Genomic DNA, 20,433 nt, shown 5'->3' with positions numbered 1-20,433 from the left:
CACGCTGGAGGAATGGATCGAGCTCTGGAACGACAACGCCAAGCCGTTCCGCTGGACCAAGACCGCCGACCAGATCATCGACCGTATCTGTCGCTACTGCGACCGAATCTCAAAGCCGGCTCACTAGGTCTCTGGGGGGCAAGTCCTGGCCCCTCGGTTCTGGCCTCCGGCCTCTGGGTTCTGGCCTCCGGCCTCCGGCCTCCGGGCGGCAGGCAGCGGGCAGTGGGCCCCCAAGGGCCCGCGTGCGTCGGGCGTCGGGCCCCGGGCGTCAGGCCCCGGGTTCCATGCGTCGGGTCCCAGCTTTTTGCTCCGAGTAGTGGACTCCGACCTCTGGCTTCTGACTTCCGGGTTCGGGGCTTGGGGGCGGCGGGGTCGGGTCGAGGGGGCGGGTGGTCGGGTGCAGTGGTGCGGCCGTGGGGTTGAGCGAACGGTTCGGGTGGAGGGATCGGGTGGTGGGGTCGGGCGATGGGGCGGAGGTGAGGTGGTGGGGTTTGGAGGGTACCTCCGATGTTTTGCAAGGTGGGGAGGAAGGTGGCGGGTGGGGAGGCGTCGGAGCTGTGGGGGGTCCAGGGGGAGGGGTGGCGTGGTTCGAGGGGGGATTTCGGGTTACGGATCGGATGTATCGGGCTGGGTGCCCTTGACAGGCACTGTCGCTGCCCAGCAGCATCGGTAGCGCAGACATCCGATGAATAAAGCGAAGGGTGCGGTGTGAAGCTGCTGCGAGTTGGACCTGTCGGGCAGGAGCGACCGGTGGTGATGGATGCCTCCGGCAACCTCCGCGACATCGGGGAGCCCGAGATCGACGGGGCTTTCCTCGCCTCCGGGGGAGTGGCGCGCGTGCGTGACGCGCTGGAGCGCGGCGACCTGCCTGTCGTCGACGCCGCCGGGCTGCGGATCGGCGCGCCGATCGCCCGGCCGGGCAAGGTGGTCTGCATCGGGCTGAACTACCGCGACCACGCCGCCGAGTCCGGCGCGGAGCCGCCCGCCGAGCCCGTGGTGTTCATGAAGGCCGCCAACACCGTGATCGGCCCGTACGACGAGGTGCTGGTGCCGCGCGACAGCGTGAAGACCGACTGGGAGGTGGAGCTGGCGGTCGTGATCGGCAAGCGGGCCCGCTACCTCGACAGCCGGGAGGAGGCCCTCGACGTGATCGCCGGGTACGCGATCTCCAACGACGTGTCGGAGCGTGAGTTCCAGCTCGAACGCGGCGGCCAGTGGGACAAGGGCAAGTCGTGCGAGACGTTCAACCCGCTGGGCCCGTGGCTGGTGACGGCGGACGAGGCCGGCGACCCGCAGAGCCTGGGGCTGCGCCTCTGGGTGAACGGCGAGCCGCGCCAGAACGGCGACACCAAGGAAATGATCTTCGATGTGGCCGAGATCGTGCGGTACCTGAGCCGGTTCATGGTGCTCGAACCCGGTGACGTGATCAACACCGGCACTCCCGCCGGGGTCGCGATGGGCATTCCAGGCCAGCCGTACCTGCGTGCGGGGGATGTGATGGAGCTGGAGATCGACGGGCTCGGCCGCCAGCGGCAGACGGTGGGGCAGGCCTGATGTCGTACAGGATCGTCGCGCTGGAGACGCACGACGTGCGCTTCCCGACGTCGCGGGACCTGGATGGGTCGGATGCGATGAATCCGGATCCCGACTACTCCGCGGCCTATGTGGTGCTGAAGACCGACGACGGGGTCGAGGGGCACGGGTTCGCGTTCACGATCGGGCGCGGCAACGACGTACAGACCGGGGCGATCAGGGCGCTGGAGTCGTACGTGATCGGCCGGGACGTCGAGGACCTCGGCGCGCTCTACAAGGAGATGGTCGGCGACTCGCAGCTGCGGTGGCTGGGGCCGGAGAAGGGCGTCATGCACATGGCGATCTCCGCCGTGGTCAACGCCCTGTGGGACCTGAAGGCCAGGCGGGCGGGCAAGCCGGTGTGGCGGTTGTTGTCCGAGATGTCCCCGGAGGAGATCGTCGGGCTCATCGACTTCCGCTACCTGAGCGACGCGCTCACCCAGGACGAAGCCCTCCAGATCCTGAAAAATGCGGAAGAGGGGAAGGAAGAGCGGATCCAGCGGCTGATCGAAACCGGCTACCCCGCCTACACCACCTCTCCCGGCTGGCTCGGCTACGACGACGACAAGCTGCGACGTCTCTGCAAGGAGGCTCTCGACCAGGGGTTCGGCCAGATCAAGCTCAAGGTCGGCGCCGACCTCGAAGACGACCTGCGCCGCTTCCGCGTGGCCCGCGAGGTCTGCGGCCCCGACTACCCGATCGCGATCGACGCCAACCAGCGCTGGGACGTCGCCTCGGCCATCGAGTGGGTCAGCGCGCTGAGCCCGTACCAGCCGCATTGGGTGGAGGAGCCGACCAGCCCCGACGACGTGCTCGGCCACGCCGCCATCGCCGAGGGCATCAGGCCGGTCCCGGTCGCCACCGGCGAGCACGTCCAGAACCGCATCGTCTTCAAGCAGCTCCTCCAGGCCGGCGCGATCTCCTACCTGCAGATCGACGCGGCCAGGGTCGGCGGGGTCAACGAGAACCTGGCGATCCTGCTGCTCGCGGCCAAGTTCGGCGTGCCGGTCTGCCCGCACGCGGGCGGCGTCGGGCTGTGCGAGCTGGTGCAACACCTGTCGATGTTCGACTACGTGGCGGTCACCGGCACGATGGACGGCCGCGTGATCGAGTACGTCGACCACCTCCACGAGCACTTCGTGCACCCGGTCGTCATCGACAACGGCCGCTACACCGCTCCCATGGCACCCGGCTTCAGCGCCGAGATGCACGCGGCGTCGATCGCCGCCCACACCTTCCCCGGCGGCGAGATCTGGAGGACCACGGCATGACGCTCAAAGCCATTGTGACCGGCGGCGGTTCCGGCATCGGCCTGGCCACCGCCACCCTGCTCGCGCAGCGCGGCATGAAGGTCGCCTGCCTCGACCTCAACCCGCCCGGCGACCCCTTCATCGGGATCAAGGCGGACGTGTCGGACGACGGGTCCGTACGCGCGGCGGTGGCCGAGGCGGCGGAACGTCTCGGCGGCATCGACATCGTGATCAACAACGCGGGCATCGGCGCCCAGGGCACGGTCGAGGACAACCCGGACGAGGAGTGGCGGAAGGTCTTCGACGTCAACGTGCTCGGCATGGTCCGGGTGAGCCGGGCGGCGCTGCCGTACCTGCGCGGGTCGGAGCACGCGGCCATCGTCAACACCTGCTCGATCGCGGCCACCGCCGGGCTGCCGAACCGGGCGCTCTACAGTGCGACCAAGGGCGCGGTGTTGTCGCTGACCCTCGCCATGGCCGCCGACCACGTACGCGAGGGCATCCGCGTCAACTGCGTCAACCCGGGCACCGCCGACACCCCGTGGGTGGGGCGGCTGCTCGACGCGGCCGACGACCCCCAAGCCGAACGCGCGGCGCTGAACGCCCGGCAGCCCATGGGCCGCCTGGTCAGCGCCGAGGAGGTCGCCGCGGCGATCGCCTACCTGGCGGGCCCCGAGTCCGCCGCGACCACCGGCACCGCGCTCGCGGTCGACGGCGGCATGCAGGGGCTGCGGCTCCGGCCAACCAATTAGAGGAAGGTAACCCCCCATGAAGATCGGTCCGGTGGTCGCGAGCGCGGCCCTGCTGGCGGTCGTCGCCGCGTGCGGCTCCAACGGCTCCAGCGGTACGAGTGGCTCCGCGGCGGAAGGGGGAGGCGGCGGCAAGGTCGGCATCGACCACCCGCGCGCCGACTCCGACTTCTGGAACTCCTACATCAAGTACGTCCCGCAGATGGCGACCGAGCTCAAGGTCGACCTCATGCCCGCCACCAACTCCCAGAACGACGTCTCCAAGCTGGTCAACAACGTGCAGGCGCTGGTCGGCCAGGGCGCCAAGGCGATCGTCATGGCCCCCCAGGACACCGGCGCCATCGCCAACACGCTCCAGCAGCTGGAGAACAAGAAGATCCCCGTCGTGACCGTGGACACCCGCCCCGACAAGGGCAAGGTCTACATGGTCGTCCGCGCCGACAACCGCGCGTACGGGACCAAGGCGTGCGAGTTCCTCGGCGAGAAGCTCGGCGGCAAGGGCAAGGTCGTGCAGCTTGAGGGCGCGCTCAGCTCGATCAACGGCCGTGACAGGTCCGAGGCGTTCACCGAGTGCATGAAGACGAAGTTCCCCGGCATCACGGTGTTCAGCGAGCCGACCGAGTGGGAGGGCAGCAAGGCGGCGTCCATGCTCCAGACCCGCCTGGAGCAGAATCCGGACATCAAGGGCATCTACATGCACGCGGGCGGCGTGCACCTGGCCCCGACGCTTCAGGTGCTCAAGCAGAAGAACCTGCTGGTCCCGCCCGCCGACCCCAAGCACGTCTTCGTGGTCTCCAACGACGGCATCCCGCAGGAGTTCGAGGAGATCCGCAAGGGCAACATCGACGCCACGGTGTCGCAGCCGGCCGACCTGTACGCCCGGTACGCGATCTTCTACGCCAAGGCGGCGGTGGACGGCAAGACGTTCCAGGCGGGCCCGACGGACCACGGCAGCAACATCATCCAGCTGCCCAACGGCTTCGAGGACCAGCTCCCGGCGCCGCTGGTGACGAAGGACAACGTGGACGACCAGAACCTCTGGGGTAACCAGGTCAAGTGATGAAATATCACGTTGAAGCCCGAAGTGTCGTCAAGCGTTTCGGCCCGACCACCGCGCTGAACGGCGCGGAGATCGCCATCGCCGAGGGCCACACCCACGCCCTCGTCGGCAGGAACGGCGCGGGGAAGTCCACCCTCGTGTCGATCCTCACCGGGCTCCAGCGGCCCGACGAGGGCGAGGTGCTGTTCTCGGGAGAGACGGCGCCCGCCCTCGCCGACCGCGACGCCTGGCGGCAGCGTGTCGCCTGCGTGTACCAGAAGTCCACGATCATCCCGGCGCTGACGGTCGCCGAGAACCTGTTCGTCAACCGCCAGACCGAGCGCGGCCGGATGATCAACTGGCGGGCGCTGCGGGCCAGGGCGCGCGAGCTGCTGGACACGTACGAAGTGGACGTCGATCCCCGGGCGCTGGCCGGCGAGCTGAGCGTCGAGCAGCGGCAGCTCGTGGAGATCGCGAGGGCGTTGTCGTTCGGCGCGCGTTTCATCATCCTCGACGAGCCCACGGCCAGGCTGGACGGCCCGGCCATCGAGCGGCTGTTCACCCGTATGCGCTCGCTGCGCGAACAGGGCGTCACGATGATGTACATCTCCCACCACCTGGACGAGGTGTACGAGATCTGCCAGAGCGTCACGGTCTTCCGCGACGCCCGGCACATCGTGACCCGGCCGGTGGCCGGGTTCGCGCACGACGAGCTGGTCGCCGCGATGACCGGCGAGGCCACGGCCGCCTACGAGGCCAGGCGGCGCACGCCGGGCGAGGCGGTCGTGTTGTCCGGCGCGGGCCTGTCACTGGCCGGCCGCTACCACGACGTGGACATCTCGGTCAGAGCGGGCGAGGTCGTGGGCCTGGCCGGCTCGGCGAGCAGCGGCAAGGTCGGCCTGGCCGAGACCCTGGTCGGGCTGCGCAGGCCCGACGCGGGCACGGTCACGATCGACGGCACCCGCGTCAGGCCGGGCGACGTGCCCGCCGCGATGCGGGCCGGGCTCGGGTTCGTACCGGAGGACCGGCACCACGAGGGCTTCGTGCCGCTGCTGTCGGTGGGGGAGAACGCGACCATCCCGATCGCCCACAAACTGGGCAGTTTCGGTATCGTCTCGCCCGCCAGGCGCCGGGAGCGGGCCGTACAGATGATCGAGAGCCTGGACATCAAGACCGAGGGGCCCGACCAGCCCGTCGGCGACCTGTCGGGCGGGAACGCGCAGAAGGTCGTGTTCGCGCGGGCGCTCGTCGACGACCCGAAGGCGCTCGTCGTGATCAACCCGACCGCGGGCGTGGACGTCAAGGCCAAGCAGGCCCTGCTCGGCGCGGTCGAGGACGCGGTCGAGCGGGGCGCGGGGGCCGTGGTGGTCTCCGACGAACTGGACGACCTGCGCATCTGCGACAGGGTGCTGGTGATGTTCCACGGCAAGGTCGTCAAGGACGTGCCGCGTGGCTGGACCGACCACGAGCTCGTGGCCGTGATGGAAGGCATACAAGAGTGACCACATTGACTGCGCCGGCCCCCCGGGTGCGGCTGGCCAGGTTCCGCGACCTGACCCTGGTTCCGGTGATCGTGCTGCTGCTCGTCGTGGGCGCGTTCCTGGACCCGACCTTCCTGACGGCGGGCAACCTGACCAACGTCCTGCAGCAGCAGGCGGCGATCTCGCTGCTCGTGCTGGCCGAGGCGATGATCCTGATCGCCGGGAAGTTCGACCTGTCGCTGGAGTCGACGGTCGGCACCGCGCCCGGCATCGCCGTGATGCTGGTCGTCCCGGCCTCGGCGGGCGGGTTCGGCCTCGGGCTGCCCGGATGGCTGGTGATCCCGCTGGCCCTGCTCGTGGGCGCGGCCATCGGCGCGTTCAACGGGTTCCTGATCATCAGGTTCCAGCTGTCGGCGTTCATCGTCACGCTGGCCATGCTGATCATCGTGGACGGCCTGCAGCAGGGGCTCACCCAGGGCAAGACGCTGTTCCAGCTCCCCGACTCGATGCTCTACCTCGGCAGCGCCACCTGGCTCGGCCTGCCCGCCGCCATCTGGATCGCCGCGCTGCTGTTCGCCGCCGGCATCTTCGGCCTGAGCTACCTCAGGCTCGGCCGCTCCCTGTACGCCATCGGCGGCAACGCCGACGCCGCCCGCGCCGCCGGGATCCGGGTGGACCGCGTGCTGTTCGGCGTGTTCGTCCTCGGCGGGATCCTCGCCGCGGTGGCGGGCATCCTGGAGACCGGCCGCCTCGGCGCGATCGGCAACGAGATGGGCGACGGCTGGATCTTCATGGTGTTCGCCGCAGCCGTCATCGGCGGCGTCAGCATGGACGGCGGCAAGGGCACCGTCCTCGGCGCTCTGACCGGTGTGCTGGTGATCGGCCTGGTCCAGAACATTCTCACCCTCATCGGGGTCTCCGGGTTCTGGCAACCGGTCATCTACGGTGGCATCATTCTCATCGCCCTGATCATCAGCAGGATCGCCGGCGGAAAGGCGCAGGACTGATGGAACGCCTCGCCCTCCACACCAGGCTCAGGCCCGGGTGCGAGGAGACCTACGACAGGGAGCACGCCACGATCCCGCCGGCTCTCGAGTCGGCCATGCGCGCCAACGGCGTGCGCTCGTGGCGTATCTTCCGCGACGGCCTGGACCTGTTCCACTTCGTGGAGGTCGAGGACTACGCCGCCCTGCAGGCCGCGCTCAAGGACGACCCCGCCGACCAGGCATGGCAGCGGCAGATGAACCGCCTGCTGGACGGCGACTTCGACAAGTCGTCGGGCGGCATGAGGCGAGTCTGGGAGATGACGTGATCGAGTTGCCCCGCGTCGGCTTCGGCGGCGCCCCGATCGGCAACCTCTATCAGGCGATCTCCGGCGAGCAGGCGCGCGCCACCGTCGACGCGGCTTGGGACAGCGGCGTGCGCCTCTACGACACCGCGCCGCACTACGGCCTGGGGTTGTCCGAACGCCGCCTGGGCGCCGCGCTCGCCGGGCGGTCGGGCTACGTCCTGTCCACGAAGGTGGGCCGGCTGGTGGTGCCCTCGCAGGTCCGCGAGGACGACGAGATGTTCGACGTCCCCGTCGGGCTGGGCCGCGAATGGGACTTCTCGGCCGACGGCGTACGCGACTCCCTGGAGGACTCCCTCGCCAGGCTCGGCATGCCGGGCATCGACATCGCGCTCATCCACGACCCCGACGACCATCTTGACCAGGCGATCGCCGAGGCGTACCCGGCGCTGGCCGAGCTGCGGGAGCAGGGCGTGGTGCGGGCGATCGGCGTCGGCATGAACCAGTGGCGGGCGCCGCTGCGCTTCGTCCAGGAGACCGGGATCGACGTCGTCATGCTCGCCGGCCGCTACACGCTGCTCGACCAGTCGGGCCTGCCGCTGCTGGAGGAGTGCGCGCGGCGCGGCGTCAAGGTGCTGGCCGCGGGCGTCTTCAACAGCGGCGTCCTGGCCACCTCGACCCCGTCGGGCACCTACGACTACGCGCCCGCGCCGGCGCCGCTGCTCGACCGGGCCGTCAGGATCGCCAAGGTCTGCGAGCGCCACGGCGTCTCGCTGCCGCAGGCGGCCATGGCGTTCCCGCTGCGCCATCCGGCGGTCGCCTCGATCGTCCTGGGCGCCCGCGCGCCGGAGGAGGTCCTGGCGAACGCGGACCTGTGGTCCCGTCCGGTCCCGGAGGAGTTGTGGCTGGAGTTGACGGCCGAGGGCCTGCTGACCTGAGCGGCGGCCAGGTCGCCGCTCAGGAGGGGATGAACAGCCAGGACCTGGACGTTCCGGGCTCGTAGCGGGAGTCCAGGCGTTTGGCGACCACGCCGGACAGGCCCTGCTCGCGGGCGGCCCGCCGGACCGGGCCGGCCTCGCCGGGCCACGACGGCGCGGTCTGCCAGCGGGCCCCGGCCAGCTCCAGCGCCTCCAGGGCGGCCCGCCGGCCGGTGAACGGCTCGTCCACCAGCGAGCGGCCCTCGTCGTACAGCAGGTCGTAGCAGACCAGGATCTCGGCCCCGCCCAGCGTGACCACCTCGCCGTCCAGCACCGCCGTACGGCTGCCGAACGACTCGGCCAGCGGGCGCAGCCAGGGATGCTCGCGCGCGGCCGTCGTACGTCCGCCGTCGATGGCGACCAGCAGGCGGCGTCCGCCCCAGGCGAACTCGAAGGCGTAGGCGGCGGCGTCCTTGGGTGGCCGGGCGCGTTCGGCCGGAAGCATGGGCCGCACGTCCGGGAACGGGGCGCGGACGGGGGCGTCCATGCGGTGGATCATCCAGTTCTCGCCCCGCGTCCGGAACAACACGAACCGGCCGGAGGCCCGCCTGCCGTGCAGGACGAACTTGACCTCGCGGTCGGACCACGTCTCGATCTCGTACGTGCCGGTGTCCCAGACGGTCATGGTGCCGCCGCCGTACTCGCCCTTGGGGATCTCGCCGTGGAAGGTGAGGTACTCCATCGGGTGATCCTCGGTGTGCACGGCCAGGTGGTTGGTGCCGGGGTCGGCGGGCAGGCCCTTGGGCACCGCCCAGGACGCCAGGACACCGTCGCGTTCCAGCCGCAGGTCCCAGTGCAGGGACCGGGCGTGGTGCTCCTGGATGACGAACGCCGCGCCGCCCCGATCCTCGGCGGGAGTCTCGGGGACGGGCTCGGGGGTCCGGCTGGGGTCGCGTTTCTTGCGGTATCGCTCCAGTTTGTCGGCCACGACCCGGTTACTACCCGGGCAGAGCGCGCCGATCAGTCGAGGGCTTTGCGCAACCACGCCTCCACGCCCGCCACGTGCACGGTGGCCCAGGAACGCGCCACGTCCGGCTGGCGGGCGGCGATGGCCTCGTAGATCGCGGTGTGCTGCTCGCGGGTCTTCTCCAGCGCGCCTCCCTGGGTGAGGCCGCGCCACACCCGGGCCCGAGTGGTCGGACCTGACAGGCTCTCGATGAACGAGCAGAGCACGCTGTTGCCCGACCCGCGCGCGATGCGCTGATGGAACTCCAGGTCGTTGGCGACCAGTTCCTCGATCGTCGGCTCGGCGGGCAGGGAGTCGAGGATCACCCGCAGTTCGGCGATCTCGTCGTCGCCCATCAGCTCGGCGGCCATGGCGGTCGCGGCCGGCTCAAGGATACGCCGGACCTCGAAGAACTGGATCACCGTGTCGTCGCGGTGCAGGTCGAGCACGAACGACATGGTGTCGAGCAGCAGGCGCGGCTCAAGGCTGGTGACGTACGTGCCGTCGCCCTGGCGTACGTCGAGCACGTTGATCAGGGCGAGCGCGCGCACGGCCTCGCGCAGTGAGTTGCGCGACAGGCCGAGCCGTTCGGCGAGGTCGGCCTCCTTCGGCAGACGATCGCCCGGAGTCAGCTCGCCGGAGAGGATCATCTGCTTGATCTTGTCGATGGCCGCGTCGGTAACCGCCACGCTTTTCTCCCTAGACATCGGATGTCTAGGAGTCTAGAGCCTGGAAGCGTACGGGATCGACCTCAGGGACGCGGCGGATCAGGCCCCTGGTCTCCAGGGTGCGCAGATGGGCCGCGGCCTCGCCGGCCGCCATGCTTCTCAGCACGGGGGCCAGGTCGTCCCATGGCCGGTTCCAGGTCATCATCGCGGCGACCTCCCAGATGGTCAGCGGTCGCGACCGCTCGGCCATGAGGGTGCGCAACCGGATCAGCTTCTCCTCGTGATGGTGGCGGATCTCGGCGGCGCGCGCGGCAACATCATGAAATATCCACTCATGTGCTGGCAAAGCGTCGAGGAGGCCCAGCTCGCCGACCCGGTCGAGGGAGTCCAGGAAGTCGCCCAGCGGATCGACGTCGTCCCGGTCGTACGGGTAGATCCCGATGTGCGGGGTGATGTCGGGAAGGACGTGGTCGCCGGTGAACAGCCGGTCGGCGTCCTCCAGGTGCAGGCAGATGTGCCCCGGCGTGTGACCGGGGGTGTGCACGGCCCGCAGCTTGCGGCCGGGCAGGTCGGTCAGGCCGCCGTCCCGCAGCTCGCGGTCGGGCAGCGCGGGCGGGTTCGGCCGGGTGCCCATCGCCTCGCGTACCTCGCCGGGATCGGCGCCGGCCCGCCTGAGCATGTCGGACTGGAAGCTGGCGTGTTCCTCCGCGGCGAACCGGTGCATGAGCCGGACCAGCGCGGCGTCCTCCTCGTGCATGGCGATCCAGGCCCCGGACGCCTCCTTGACCTGGCCGGCCAGCCCGGCGTGGTCGGGATGGAAGTGGGTGACGACCACCCCGCGCACGGCCGCGACGTCGAGCCCGAGCGCGGCCAGCCCGCCGCTCAGCGCCTCCCAGGCGTCGGGGTGGTTCCAGCCGGCGTCCACCAGCACCGGCCCGCGCGGCGAATCGACCGCGTAGACGAGCGTGTATCCGAGTGGATTGCCGGGGATGGGCACCGGCACGCTCCACACCCCGCCGCCGAGCTCCTGCGGCCGCTGCTCCGAGTACGGCCTGCGCCTGGTCTTCGCCACCGGGTCCCCCGATCGAGCACGTGCGTTGAATGGTAGGTCAGGCGACGCGTTCGAGGATCGTCGCCGTGGCCAGGGCACCGCCCGCGCACATCGTGACCAGCGCGGTGGCGCCGTCGGAGCGTTCGAGCTCGTGCAGGGCGGTGGTGATGAGCCGGGCGCCGGTGGCCCCGACGGGATGGCCGAGCGCGATGGCCCCGCCGTTGACGTTGACCCGGTCGAGGTCGGGCTCGTGCACGCCGGCCCACGAGAGCACCACGGACGCGAACGCCTCGTTCACCTCGAACCTGTCGATGTCGCCCGTGGTCATCCCGGCCGCCGTCAGCACCTTCGCGGTCGCCTCCACGGGACCGTCGAGGTGATAGTACGGCTCGGCCCCGATGAGCGCCTGGGCGAGGATGCGCGCCCTGGGCCGCAGCCCGCGCCGGTGGGCCTCCTGCTCGCTCATCACCAGCACGGCGGCGGCGCCGTCGGAGATCTGCGAGGACGTCCCGGCCGTGTGCATGGCCCCTTCGGCGACCGGCTTGAGCCCGGCCAGGCTCTCGACCGTGGTCTCGCGTAGACCCTGGTCCCTGCGTACGGATCCGACGGGCACGATCTCCCGGTCGAACCGCCCGTCGGCCCACGCCTTGGCCGCCAGGCGCTGCGACCGGGCGCCGAACCAGTCGAGTCGCTCCCTGGTCAGCCCGCGCCGCCGCGCGATGCGCTCGGCCGCGGTGAACTGGTCGGGCAGGTCGATGTTCCAGTCGTCGGGACGCGGCTTGGCGGGACGTACGTTGCTGCCGAGCGGCGCCCTGCTCATGACCTCGACGCCGCACCCGATGCCCGCCTCGATGACGCCCGCCCTGATCATCGCCGCCGCCAGGTGCACGGCCTGCTGGGAGGAGCCACACTGGGCGTCGAGGGTGGTGACCCCCGTCTGGTACGGGAGGCCGGCGTAGAGCCAGGAGTGGCGTCCGACGTGGCCGCCCTGCTCGCCCGCCTGGGTGACGCATCCGGCGAACACCTGGCCGACGGTGGCCGGATCGAGGCCGGCCCGCTCGACCAGCCCGTTGAGCGCCGCGGCCAGCACCTGCTGCGGCTTGAGCTCCGACAACCATCCGCCCCGCCTGCCGATGGGCGTGCGAACGGCCTCGACGATCACAGGTGTGCCCACAGTCGCCTCCAGAACGTTGCTCTGGCCGCGACTGTAACGCGTTCTACTTTGTCGCGGAAGCCTCGCTTCCGGCGGGGAACTCGCCACGCAGCCCGAACGTGTCGAAAAGCTGCAGGTCGAAGAACATGGCGACGTGACTGATGCCCTCTTCGCGCAGCGCCAGCACCATGATCGCGAAGCGGCGGTAGACGTCGTCCTCGCGGAAGTAGACCGCGAACGCGGGCTGGCCGTTGGCGGCGACCGGGAACAGCTTGAGGTCGCCCGCCCGGCTGGCGGGGCACTGCGTGGAGATGAGCTCGCCGATCGCGTCGGGGCCTTCGTACCAGCCCACGTAGGGCGGCATCTCCCAGATCGCGTCCTTGGTGAACAGCGAGACCAGCTCGTCGACGTCGTAGTTCTCGAAGGCGGCGACGTAGCGGTCGAGCTGGTGGCGCTGCTCGGCCGACAGCGGCTCGACCGGGTCGTCGAGACTCGGCGACACCTCGCTGAGCTGGGCGCGGGCCCGCTGGAGGATGCTGTTGACGGCCGCCGTGGAGACGCAGACCGCCTCGGCGACCTCGGCCGCCCGCCACTTGAGCACGTCGCGCAGGATCAGCACCGCGCGCTGCCGGGGCGGCAGGTGTTGCAGCGCGGCGACGAGCGCGAGCCGGACGCTCTCGCGTGAGGTCACGATCGAGGCCGGGTCGCCGCCCGCCTCGACCCCGGCCAGTGTGTCGGGCACCGGCTCCAGCCAGGGCACCTCGCCGTCCTGGACCAGCGGCGCGCTCGCCTCGGTGCTGGGAGTGCCGAGGCCGGTCGGCAGGGGCCGTCTGCCCCGGCTGTCGAGCGCGGTCAGGCAGGCGGTGGTGGCGATGCGGTAGAGCCACGTGCGCAACGACGATCGCCCCTCGAACCCCTCGAAGCCCCGCCACGCCCGCAGATACGTCTCCTGCACGAGGTCCTCGGCGTCGTGCACCGACCCCAGCATCCGGTAGCAGTGCGCGAGCAGCTCGCGCCGCATCGGATCGGCCAGCCGGAGGAAGTCCTCGTTCGTCGGCTTCTCGCTCATGCCCCCTGTATAGCCGTCGCCACTGACAAAACACCGGGTTTCGGCGGCGGCCCGGCTCGTTTTGGGGCGTGACGGATATGTCGGGAAGGTGCTAGATGTCGGATAGAAGGCGGTTCGCGGCGGTCTCGATGCGCCGCTGGATCTGGTCGTACGTGCGCCGCCCGCGCAACATCTCCAGCAGTTCCTGCACCCACACGCTGGCCAGCGAGCCCGCGAGGTCGAGCTGCTCCTCGCCGGCCTGGTCGACCGTCAGCCCGTCGGCCGACACGCGCAGCAGCAGCCCCGTCATGCGGTCGCCGAACGGCGTCTGGACCTCGGCCATGATCAGCGACCGGATCAGCGCGTCGGCCAGCTCGGGCTCGCGCATGAGCCCCCGGGTCGCCCGCATCAGCACGTCGACGGCCCTGCTGGCGGGCGTCGAGGCCCCTGGCGGGCGGCGCTCGATGCTGCTCTCCAGCAGGTCGATCTCCTCGCCCACGACGGCCACGACCAGGTCCATCTTGGACGGGAAGTAGCGGTAGAGCGTCCCCAGCGCCACGCCGGCGCGCTCGGCGACCGTGCGCATCTGCATGGCCTCGACGCCGCCGCGCGAGGCCAGCGCGGCGGCGGCCTGGACGATGCGCTTGCGGCGTTGGTGCTGGCTGCGGGTGCGGACACTGCGTCCGCCCGGCGCGGCGCGGCCCTCAGTGGCCCCCTCGGTGTCGCTGGGGGGCGCGGAGAATGACCCGGGCGAGGTACGCATAAGAACACGTTATCTGATTTCTCGATAACCCGGCTTGTTACCCGCGAGTCACAAACACGCCGTATCGGCCCATGTCTAAGGCGTTACAGGACTATGTCCCCACATATCAAAGGAGGCCGGTACTGGACAGATATTAGAATCTGTTCTAGTTTGCCATTCGGCTTACCTAGCGCTTGCTGGAGGCTCGATGATCGCGCAGACGCTGGCGGCCCTGCTCCTCGACCGGGCGCAGGACGACCGACCTGGGCTGATGTTCGAGGGCGCGGTGTGGTCGTGGCGCGAGCACGTCGCCCGCTGCCGGGCCGCCGGGGCCTGGCTGAGCGGGCGCGGGACCGGCCTGCACGTGGGCGTGCTGGGGGAGAACGTCCCGGAGTTGCTGTTCCTGCTCGGCGTGGCGGTCATCGGCGGGCACGTGCTGGTCGCGCTGAACCCGACCCGTTCGATCGACGAGCTGATCCGCGACGCCCGCGCCACCGACGTGGACCTCCTGCTGTGGGACGCCCCGTTCGCGGACGTCGCCCGTCCGGTCGCCGAGGCGCTGGGCCTGGAGAGCATGGCGCTGTCCACGGTGCCGGCCGACGGCGAGGGGCGGCCGGCGCCGGCCGCTCCCGGCGACCTGGTGATGCTGATCTTCACCTCGGGCACCTCCGGTCGGCCCCGGGCCGTACGGATCACGCAGCGCAAGCTCGCCCTGCCGGGGCTGAGCCTGGCGGCGCTGCTCACGCCCGAGGACGTCGTCTACTGCTCGATGCCGCTGTTCCACTCCGGAGCCCTGATGGCCGCCTACGCCCCGGCCGTGGCCTCGGGGGCGGCGCTGGCCGTACGCAGGCGGTTCTCGGCCTCCGGCCTGCTGCCGGACGTACGGCGGCAGGGCTGCACGTACCTGCACTACGTCGGCAAGGCGCTCTCCTACGTCCTGGCCACCCCCGAACGCCCGGACGACGCCGACAACCCCCTGCGCATCGCCTTCGGCAACGAGGGCAGCGCGGTCGCGACCAGGCGGTTCGGCGAGCGGTTCGGCTGCCGGGTGATCGACGCCTTCGGCTCCACCGAGACGGCCATCTCCTTCACCCCCGACCCCGGCGGCCCGCCCGGCAGCCTCGGCCGGCTGGGCGAAGGCGTACGGATCCTCGACCCTCTGACCGGGCACGCCTGCCCGCCCGCGCGCATCGAGGGCGGCCGCCTGCTCAACCCGGACGAGGCCGTCGGCGAGCTGGTCAACACCTCCGGCCCCGGCCTGTTCGAGGGCTACTACAACGACCCGGACGGCGACGCCGAACGGATCAGGGACGGCGCGTTCTGGTCCGGCGACCTGGCCTACGCCGACCCCGGCGGCCACGTCTTCTTCGCCGGACGCGGCACCGAACGCCTGCGCGTGGACGGCGAGAACCTGGCCGTGGCCCCCGTGGAGGCCGCCCTGCGGGAGTTCGGCGGCGTGGTCGAGGCGGCGGTCTACCCGGTGCCGGACGCGGCGGCCGGCGACCAGGTCATGGCGGCGCTGATCATGGAGGGGGCGTTCGACGCCGAGGCGTTCACGGCGTTCCTGGCCGGGCGCACCGACCTGGGGATCAAGTCGTTACCCCGCTATATCCGGATTTCTCGGGAATTTCCGCTTACTCCCTCTCACAAGGTCATCAAGCGCATCCTGGTCAAGGAGGCGTGGCGGACCGGCGACCCCGTCTGGTGGCGTTCCCCGACCGGGTTACGCCCGCTGACCGGTGTGGACGTCAAGGCGATCGAGGAGGAGTTCGTTCGGCACGGCAGGCACCACCTCTTGGAGAGCTGATGGATTTCAATCTGGACGAAACCCAGCAGGACCTGAAGAAACTGACCGCCGAGGTTCTGACCAGGGAGGAGGCGGGCGCCGGTGGAGCGGCCGACGCCGGGTTGTGGCAGGCCGGGCTCATGGGCGTGTGCGTGCCGGAGGAGGCGGGCGGCGCCGGGCTGGGGCCCGTCGAGATGGCCGTGGTGCGGCGCGAGACCGGGGCGCGGGCGGCGGCCGTACCGGCGCTGCCGGTGCTGGTGAGCACGCTGGCCCTCGCCCGCCACGGCAACCCCGGCCAGTGGCGGCGCGTCACGCGGGCCACCCTCGCGCGCCGCGAGCCAGGCCGGGCCCCCGCCGATCCGCCCGCGACGGCCGCCCGGCCCGACGGGGACGGCTGGTCGCTGACGGGACGCAAGGTCTCGGTGCCGTACCCGGCCGACGACGTGCTGGTCACGGCGGACGAGGGGCTGTTCCTGGTGTCGTCGCCGCCCGTGAGCCACGAGTTCACCTCGACCGGCGAGCCGGCCGGCACGATCGTCCTGGACGGCACGCCGGCCGAGCGGTTGGGCGGGCCGGAGGCCGCCGCCGACGCCGGGCTGATCTTCACCGTGGCCGTGGCCGCGCAGGCGAGCGGCGTCCTGGCCGGGGCGGTCGACCTCACCACCACCTACATCAGGACGAGACGGCAGTTCGGCCGCGCGCTGGCCGAGTTCCAGGCCGTGACCATGCAGATCGCCGACGTCTACATCGCGGGCCGGGCCCTCGACGTGGCCATGTGGTCGGCGGCGTGGCGGCTGGCCGAGGGCCTGCCCGCCGACGAGGACGTGGCGCTGGCCGCGTTCCACGTGTGCGAGGCCGTCAAGGCCCTCTACACCTGCCAGCACCTGCACGGCGGCCTCGGCCTCGACGTCACCTACCCGCTGCACCGCTACTTCGCGCAGGCCAAGCACCTGTCCCATCTGCTCGGCGGCGCCGACGCCCAGCTCGACCTGATCGGAGCCCTCGCCTGATGCTGATCGACCTGACCCGCGAGCAGCGCGCGCTGCGCGACGAGCTGCGGGCGTACTTCCGCGACTGTCTCACCGCCGAGGACCGCGCCAAGATCGCCGACGACCCGTTCGGTGAGGCGTACATGGAGCACTGCCGCCGGCTCGGCCGCGACGGCAAGCTCGGGCTGGGCTGGCCCAAGGAGTACGGCGGAGGCGGCTACGGCCCCCTGGAGCAGCAGATCTTCGCCAACGAGATCGCCCGTGCGGGTGTGCCGTACCCGATCATCACCGTGCAGACGGTGGGCCCGACGCTCATGCAGTACGGCACCCAGGAACAGAAGGAGCTGTTCCTGCCGCGCATCCTGGCCGGGGAGTGCCACTTCGCGATCGGCTACAGCGAGCCCGAGGCCGGCACCGACCTGGCCTCCCTGCGCACCACGGCGGTGCTCGACGGCGACCACTACGTCGTCAACGGCCAGAAGATCTTCACCAGCGGCGCGCACTACGCCCAGTACATCTGGCTGGCGGCCCGGACGAACCCCGAGGCCAAGAAGCACAAGGGCATCACCATGATGATCGCCTCCACCGACGACCCCGGCTACTCCTGGACCCCGATCGTCACCATGGACGGCCGCCATCACACGAACTCCACCTACTACTCCGACGTGCGCGTGCCGGTGAACATGGTCGTCGGCGAGGTGGACCGCGGCTGGGACCTGATCGTCAACCAGCTCAACCACGAACGGGTCACCCTCGGCCCCGCCGGGAACCTCGGCCAGACCTACGACCGCTTCCTCGCCTGGGCCAGGCGTACCGGGCTGACGGACAACCCGGACGTCCGGCGGGCGCTCGCCCGGGTGCGGGCGGCCTTCCGTACGAACGAGCTGCTCAACTGGCAGGTGGCGGCGAACATGGACCTCGGCTGGCTGGGCGCGCCCGACGCCTCGGCCACCAAGATCTACGGCTCCGAGCGCATGCAGGAGATCGGCCGGGTCGTCTGCGACATCCTGGCCAGGTACGGCGACCCGGCCGACCCCGCGACGGCCGAGCTGGCCGAGCGCATGGACCACGGCGTCAAGGGGGCGGTGGTGCTCACGTTCGGCGGCGGGGTCAACGAGGTGCAGCGGGAGCTGATCGCGATGCTCGGCCTGAGCCTGCCGAGGCCGCCGCGATGACCGACGCCGCGATTACCAACGCCGCGATGACCGACGCCGCGATGACCGACGCCGCGATGGCCGACGAGGAGCTGCACGAGCTGGCCGCCAAGCAGGTGGCCATGGGCGAGCTGCGCGGCACCCCGGCCGCCGACCCGGTGAACGCCCCCATGATCCGGCACTGGCTGGCGGCCATGGGCGACGCCAACCCCCGCTACCTCGACGAGGGTGTCGCGCCGCCCGCGATGGCCCAGGTGTGGACCATGCAGGGCCCGGGGGAGCGGGCGAAGGACCGCTCGCCGGTGGACGACCTGATGGCCGCGCTCGACGCCGGCGGCTACACCGGGGTCGTGGCCACCAACTGCGAGCAGACCTACCACCGGTACGCCAGGATCGGCGAGCTGCTGACCCCCGCCACCCGCTTCACCTCACTCGCCGGGCCGAAGCGCACCGCCCTGGGCGACGGCTTCTTCGCCACCTGGAACGTCACCTGGTACGGCGACGACGACCGGCCGGTCGCCGAGATGCTCTTCCGGGTGCTGAAGTTCCGGCCGAAGGCGCCCGCCGCCCGCGCGCGGGAGCCGTACCCGCTGCGGCCGGCCGTCAACAGGGACACCGCGTTCTTCTGGGAGGGCGTGCGCGACGGCGAGCTGCGCGTCCAGAGTTGCGCGGACTGCGGCGAGTTGCGCCACCCGCCCGGCCCGATGTGCCCGAACTGCCGCTCGGCCAACCGCTCCCATGTCGTCGTGAGCGGTCGCGGCACCCTCTACAGCTACGTCGTCCACCACCACCCGCCGGTGCCGGGGCGGGAGGTCCCGTTCGTGGTGGGTGTGGTGGAACTGCCGGAAGGAGTACGGATCGTGGGCAATGTCATCGACTGCCCGGTCGAGAGGGTGGAGGTCGGGATGCCGCTGCGTGTGACGTACCGGCCGATGGACGACGAGCTCGTCCTGCCGATGTGGACGCCGGAGGAGCCGTGACGCCCGCCACCGGAACGGCCCTGCCCGAGCTGGCCGTCGACCTGACACCCACGACCGTGATCTCCACGGCCCTGGCCACCAGGGACTTCACCCCCGTGCACCACGACACCGCCAAGGCCCGCGCCCAGGGCTCGAAGGACATCTTCCTGAACATCCTCACCACCATGGGCCTGGTGCAACGCTACGTCACCGACTGGACGGGCCCGGAGGCGGTCATCACGAGCATCAACGTCAGGCTGGGCGTCCCGGCGTACGCGGGGGACCGGCTGAGCTTCAGCGGCGTGATCGTCGCGCGCGACGGCGACCGGTACACCGCCGAGGTGCGCGGCCGGGTGAGCCTGGGCGACCACGCGACCGGCACCGTCACCTTCGTCCTGCCCGGGAGCGCGTGATGCTGAGCGGGCGGGCCGCGGTGGCGGGCAACGGCGCCACCGAGTTCAGCAAGGACTCGGGCCGGTCGGAGCTGCGGCTGGCGGCCGAGGCCGTGCTCGCCGCCCTGGACGACGCCGGGGTGCCGCCGGCCGACGTGGACGGCATGGTGACCTACACCCAGGACTCCAACCAGGAGATCGCCGTCGCCCGGGAGACCGGGATCGGCGACCTCACCTTCTTCTCCCGCGTCGAGTACGGCGGCGGCGCGGCCTGCGGCACGGTCGCGCACGCGGCGATGGCCGTGGCCACCGGCATGGCGAGGACGGTGGTCTGCTACCGGGCCTTCAACGAGCGCTCGGGCCGCCGGTTCGGCCAGCCGAACGCCCGGCTGACCGGCGAGCCCACCTCACAGGGCCTGGAGATGAGCTGGCACGTGCCGTACGGGCTGATGACCCCGGCCGCGTGGGTCGCCATGTTCGCGCGGCGGTACATGCACGAGTTCGGGGCGACGTCGGAGGACTTCGGCCGGGTGGCGGTGGCCATGCGCCGGCACGCCGCCACGAACCCGGCCGCCTGGTTCCACGGGCGGCCGATCACCCTGGCCGAGCACCAGGCGTCCCGGTGGATCGTGGAGCCGCTGCACCTGCTCGACTGCTGCCAGGAGAGCGACGGCGCGGTGGCCCTGGTGGTGACGTCCGCCGAACGCGCCCACGACCTGCGCAGGTCGCCCGCGCTGATCACGGCGGCCGCGCAGGGCTCGGGCGCGGGCCAGCTCATGATGACGAGCTACTACCGCGACGACATGAGCGGCCTTCCCGAGATGTCCGTCGTCGGGCGGAAACTGTGGGGCATGTCGGGGTTGTCCCCGCGCGACATCCAGACGGCCATCCTGTACGACCACTTCACCCCGTTCGTCCTGGCCCAGCTGGAGGAGCTTGGCTTCTGCGGACGCGGCGAGGCCCCGGACTACCTGCGGGACGGCGGCATCGAGCTGGACGGCCGCCTGCCGGTCAACCCGCACGGCGGACAACTGGGCGAGGCGTACATCCACGGCATGAACGGCATCGCCGAGGCGGTCAGGCAGATCCGGGGCACGGCCGCCAACCAGGTGTCCGGCGTGCGGAACGTCCTGGTCACGGCGGGGACCGGCGTGCCGACGAGCGGGCTGATCCTGTCGGCGGCGTGACT

At 71.0% G+C, this 20,433-nt stretch carries 20 protein-coding genes; 14 read left to right on the top strand and 6 right to left on the bottom strand.

The window, feature by feature from the left end:
- Positions 1-756 precede the first annotated feature (756 nt).
- The 8 genes from DMB42_RS24280 to DMB42_RS24245 are packed head-to-tail and all read left to right on the top strand — an operon-like array spanning position 757 to position 8,317.
- Positions 757-1,554, top strand: a complete 798-nt coding sequence (locus DMB42_RS24280) for a fumarylacetoacetate hydrolase family protein (protein WP_396983371.1) — start codon at positions 757-759, stop codon at positions 1,552-1,554.
- Positions 1,554-2,843: an L-fuconate dehydratase gene (locus DMB42_RS24275; protein WP_125637272.1), complete on the top strand. Its 1,290-nt coding sequence runs from the start codon at positions 1,554-1,556 to the stop codon at positions 2,841-2,843. Before DMB42_RS24280 ends, DMB42_RS24275 begins: the two co-directional genes overlap by 1 nt.
- Positions 2,840-3,574 carry an SDR family NAD(P)-dependent oxidoreductase gene (locus DMB42_RS24270; RefSeq protein ID WP_125637271.1) on the top strand — a complete coding sequence of 245 codons (735 nt, stop codon included), beginning with the start codon at positions 2,840-2,842 and terminating at the stop codon, positions 3,572-3,574. Before DMB42_RS24275 ends, DMB42_RS24270 begins: the two co-directional genes overlap by 4 nt.
- 16 nt (positions 3,575-3,590) lie before the next feature.
- Positions 3,591-4,631 carry a sugar ABC transporter substrate-binding protein gene (locus DMB42_RS24265; RefSeq protein ID WP_125637270.1) on the top strand — a complete coding sequence of 347 codons (1,041 nt, stop codon included), beginning with the start codon at positions 3,591-3,593 and terminating at the stop codon, positions 4,629-4,631.
- A complete protein-coding gene (locus tag DMB42_RS24260) occupies positions 4,631-6,112 on the top strand; it encodes a sugar ABC transporter ATP-binding protein (RefSeq protein WP_125637269.1) in 1,482 nt (493 codons plus the stop codon). The genes DMB42_RS24265 and DMB42_RS24260 overlap by 1 nt, the downstream gene beginning before the upstream one ends.
- Positions 6,109-7,098 (top strand): ABC transporter permease, encoded by a 990-nt coding sequence (locus DMB42_RS24255; RefSeq protein ID WP_229823609.1) that lies wholly within the window; start codon positions 6,109-6,111, stop codon positions 7,096-7,098. Before DMB42_RS24260 ends, DMB42_RS24255 begins: the two co-directional genes overlap by 4 nt.
- The gene (locus DMB42_RS24250) at positions 7,098-7,403 is read left to right on the top strand and encodes an L-rhamnose mutarotase (protein WP_125637268.1); all 306 of its coding nucleotides are present in this window, start codon (positions 7,098-7,100) and stop codon (positions 7,401-7,403) included. Before DMB42_RS24255 ends, DMB42_RS24250 begins: the two co-directional genes overlap by 1 nt.
- Positions 7,400-8,317, top strand: a complete 918-nt coding sequence (locus DMB42_RS24245; protein WP_260477902.1) for an aldo/keto reductase — start codon at positions 7,400-7,402, stop codon at positions 8,315-8,317. The genes DMB42_RS24250 and DMB42_RS24245 overlap by 4 nt, the downstream gene beginning before the upstream one ends.
- Before the next feature lie 19 nt (positions 8,318-8,336).
- On the opposite strand, the gene DMB42_RS24240 is transcribed toward DMB42_RS24245, so the two are convergent.
- From DMB42_RS24240 to DMB42_RS24215, 6 genes are all read right to left on the bottom strand, one after another.
- Positions 8,337-9,284: a DNA polymerase ligase N-terminal domain-containing protein gene (locus tag DMB42_RS24240; protein ID WP_125637266.1), complete on the bottom strand. Its 948-nt coding sequence runs from the start codon at positions 9,282-9,284 to the stop codon at positions 8,337-8,339.
- Between the two features lie 32 nt (positions 9,285-9,316).
- Positions 9,317-9,991 carry a FadR/GntR family transcriptional regulator gene (locus DMB42_RS24235; RefSeq protein ID WP_125637265.1) on the bottom strand — a complete coding sequence of 225 codons (675 nt, stop codon included), beginning with the start codon at positions 9,989-9,991 and terminating at the stop codon, positions 9,317-9,319.
- Between the two features lie 25 nt (positions 9,992-10,016).
- Complete coding sequence (locus tag DMB42_RS24230; RefSeq protein WP_125637264.1) at positions 10,017-11,042, bottom strand: MBL fold metallo-hydrolase; 1,026 nt, start codon at positions 11,040-11,042, stop codon at positions 10,017-10,019.
- Positions 11,043-11,079: 37 nt separating this feature from the next.
- A complete protein-coding gene (locus tag DMB42_RS24225) occupies positions 11,080-12,195 on the bottom strand; it encodes a steroid 3-ketoacyl-CoA thiolase (RefSeq protein WP_125637263.1) in 1,116 nt (371 codons plus the stop codon).
- 43 nt (positions 12,196-12,238) lie between these two features.
- Positions 12,239-13,243: a sigma-70 family RNA polymerase sigma factor gene (locus DMB42_RS24220; RefSeq protein WP_125637262.1), complete on the bottom strand. Its 1,005-nt coding sequence runs from the start codon at positions 13,241-13,243 to the stop codon at positions 12,239-12,241.
- A 91-nt stretch (positions 13,244-13,334) separates the two neighbouring features.
- Entirely contained in the window at positions 13,335-13,985 is a 651-nt protein-coding gene (locus DMB42_RS24215; RefSeq protein ID WP_125637261.1) for a TetR family transcriptional regulator, read from the bottom strand.
- 187 nt (positions 13,986-14,172) lie between these two features.
- Here DMB42_RS24215 and DMB42_RS24210 point away from each other — a divergent pair, with 187 nt between their 5' ends.
- The 6 genes from DMB42_RS24210 to DMB42_RS24185 are packed head-to-tail and all read left to right on the top strand — an operon-like array spanning position 14,173 to position 20,431.
- The gene (locus tag DMB42_RS24210; RefSeq protein WP_125637260.1) at positions 14,173-15,771 is read left to right on the top strand and encodes an AMP-binding protein; all 1,599 of its coding nucleotides are present in this window, start codon (positions 14,173-14,175) and stop codon (positions 15,769-15,771) included.
- Complete coding sequence (locus DMB42_RS24205; protein ID WP_125637259.1) at positions 15,771-16,760, top strand: acyl-CoA dehydrogenase family protein; 990 nt, start codon at positions 15,771-15,773, stop codon at positions 16,758-16,760. Before DMB42_RS24210 ends, DMB42_RS24205 begins: the two co-directional genes overlap by 1 nt.
- Positions 16,760-17,914, top strand: coding sequence for an acyl-CoA dehydrogenase family protein (locus DMB42_RS24200; RefSeq protein WP_125637258.1), 1,155 nt, complete (start codon positions 16,760-16,762; stop codon positions 17,912-17,914). The genes DMB42_RS24205 and DMB42_RS24200 overlap by 1 nt, the downstream gene beginning before the upstream one ends.
- Before the next feature lie 26 nt (positions 17,915-17,940).
- The gene (locus DMB42_RS24195; protein WP_260477901.1) at positions 17,941-18,873 is read left to right on the top strand and encodes a bifunctional MaoC family dehydratase N-terminal/OB-fold nucleic acid binding domain-containing protein; all 933 of its coding nucleotides are present in this window, start codon (positions 17,941-17,943) and stop codon (positions 18,871-18,873) included.
- The gene (locus tag DMB42_RS24190; protein WP_229823626.1) at positions 18,870-19,265 is read left to right on the top strand and encodes a MaoC/PaaZ C-terminal domain-containing protein; all 396 of its coding nucleotides are present in this window, start codon (positions 18,870-18,872) and stop codon (positions 19,263-19,265) included. The genes DMB42_RS24195 and DMB42_RS24190 overlap by 4 nt, the downstream gene beginning before the upstream one ends.
- Positions 19,265-20,431 (top strand): lipid-transfer protein, encoded by a 1,167-nt coding sequence (locus DMB42_RS24185; protein WP_221762302.1) that lies wholly within the window; start codon positions 19,265-19,267, stop codon positions 20,429-20,431. Before DMB42_RS24190 ends, DMB42_RS24185 begins: the two co-directional genes overlap by 1 nt.
- Positions 20,432-20,433 lie beyond the last annotated feature (2 nt).

Source organism: Nonomuraea sp. WAC 01424, assembly GCF_003947315.1.
In the GTDB taxonomy this organism is placed as follows: Bacteria; Actinomycetota; Actinomycetes; order Streptosporangiales; family Streptosporangiaceae; genus Nonomuraea; species Nonomuraea spiralis.
The sequence above is the reverse complement of the archived record's forward strand: the minus strand, read 5'-3'. Positions and strand labels throughout refer to the sequence as shown.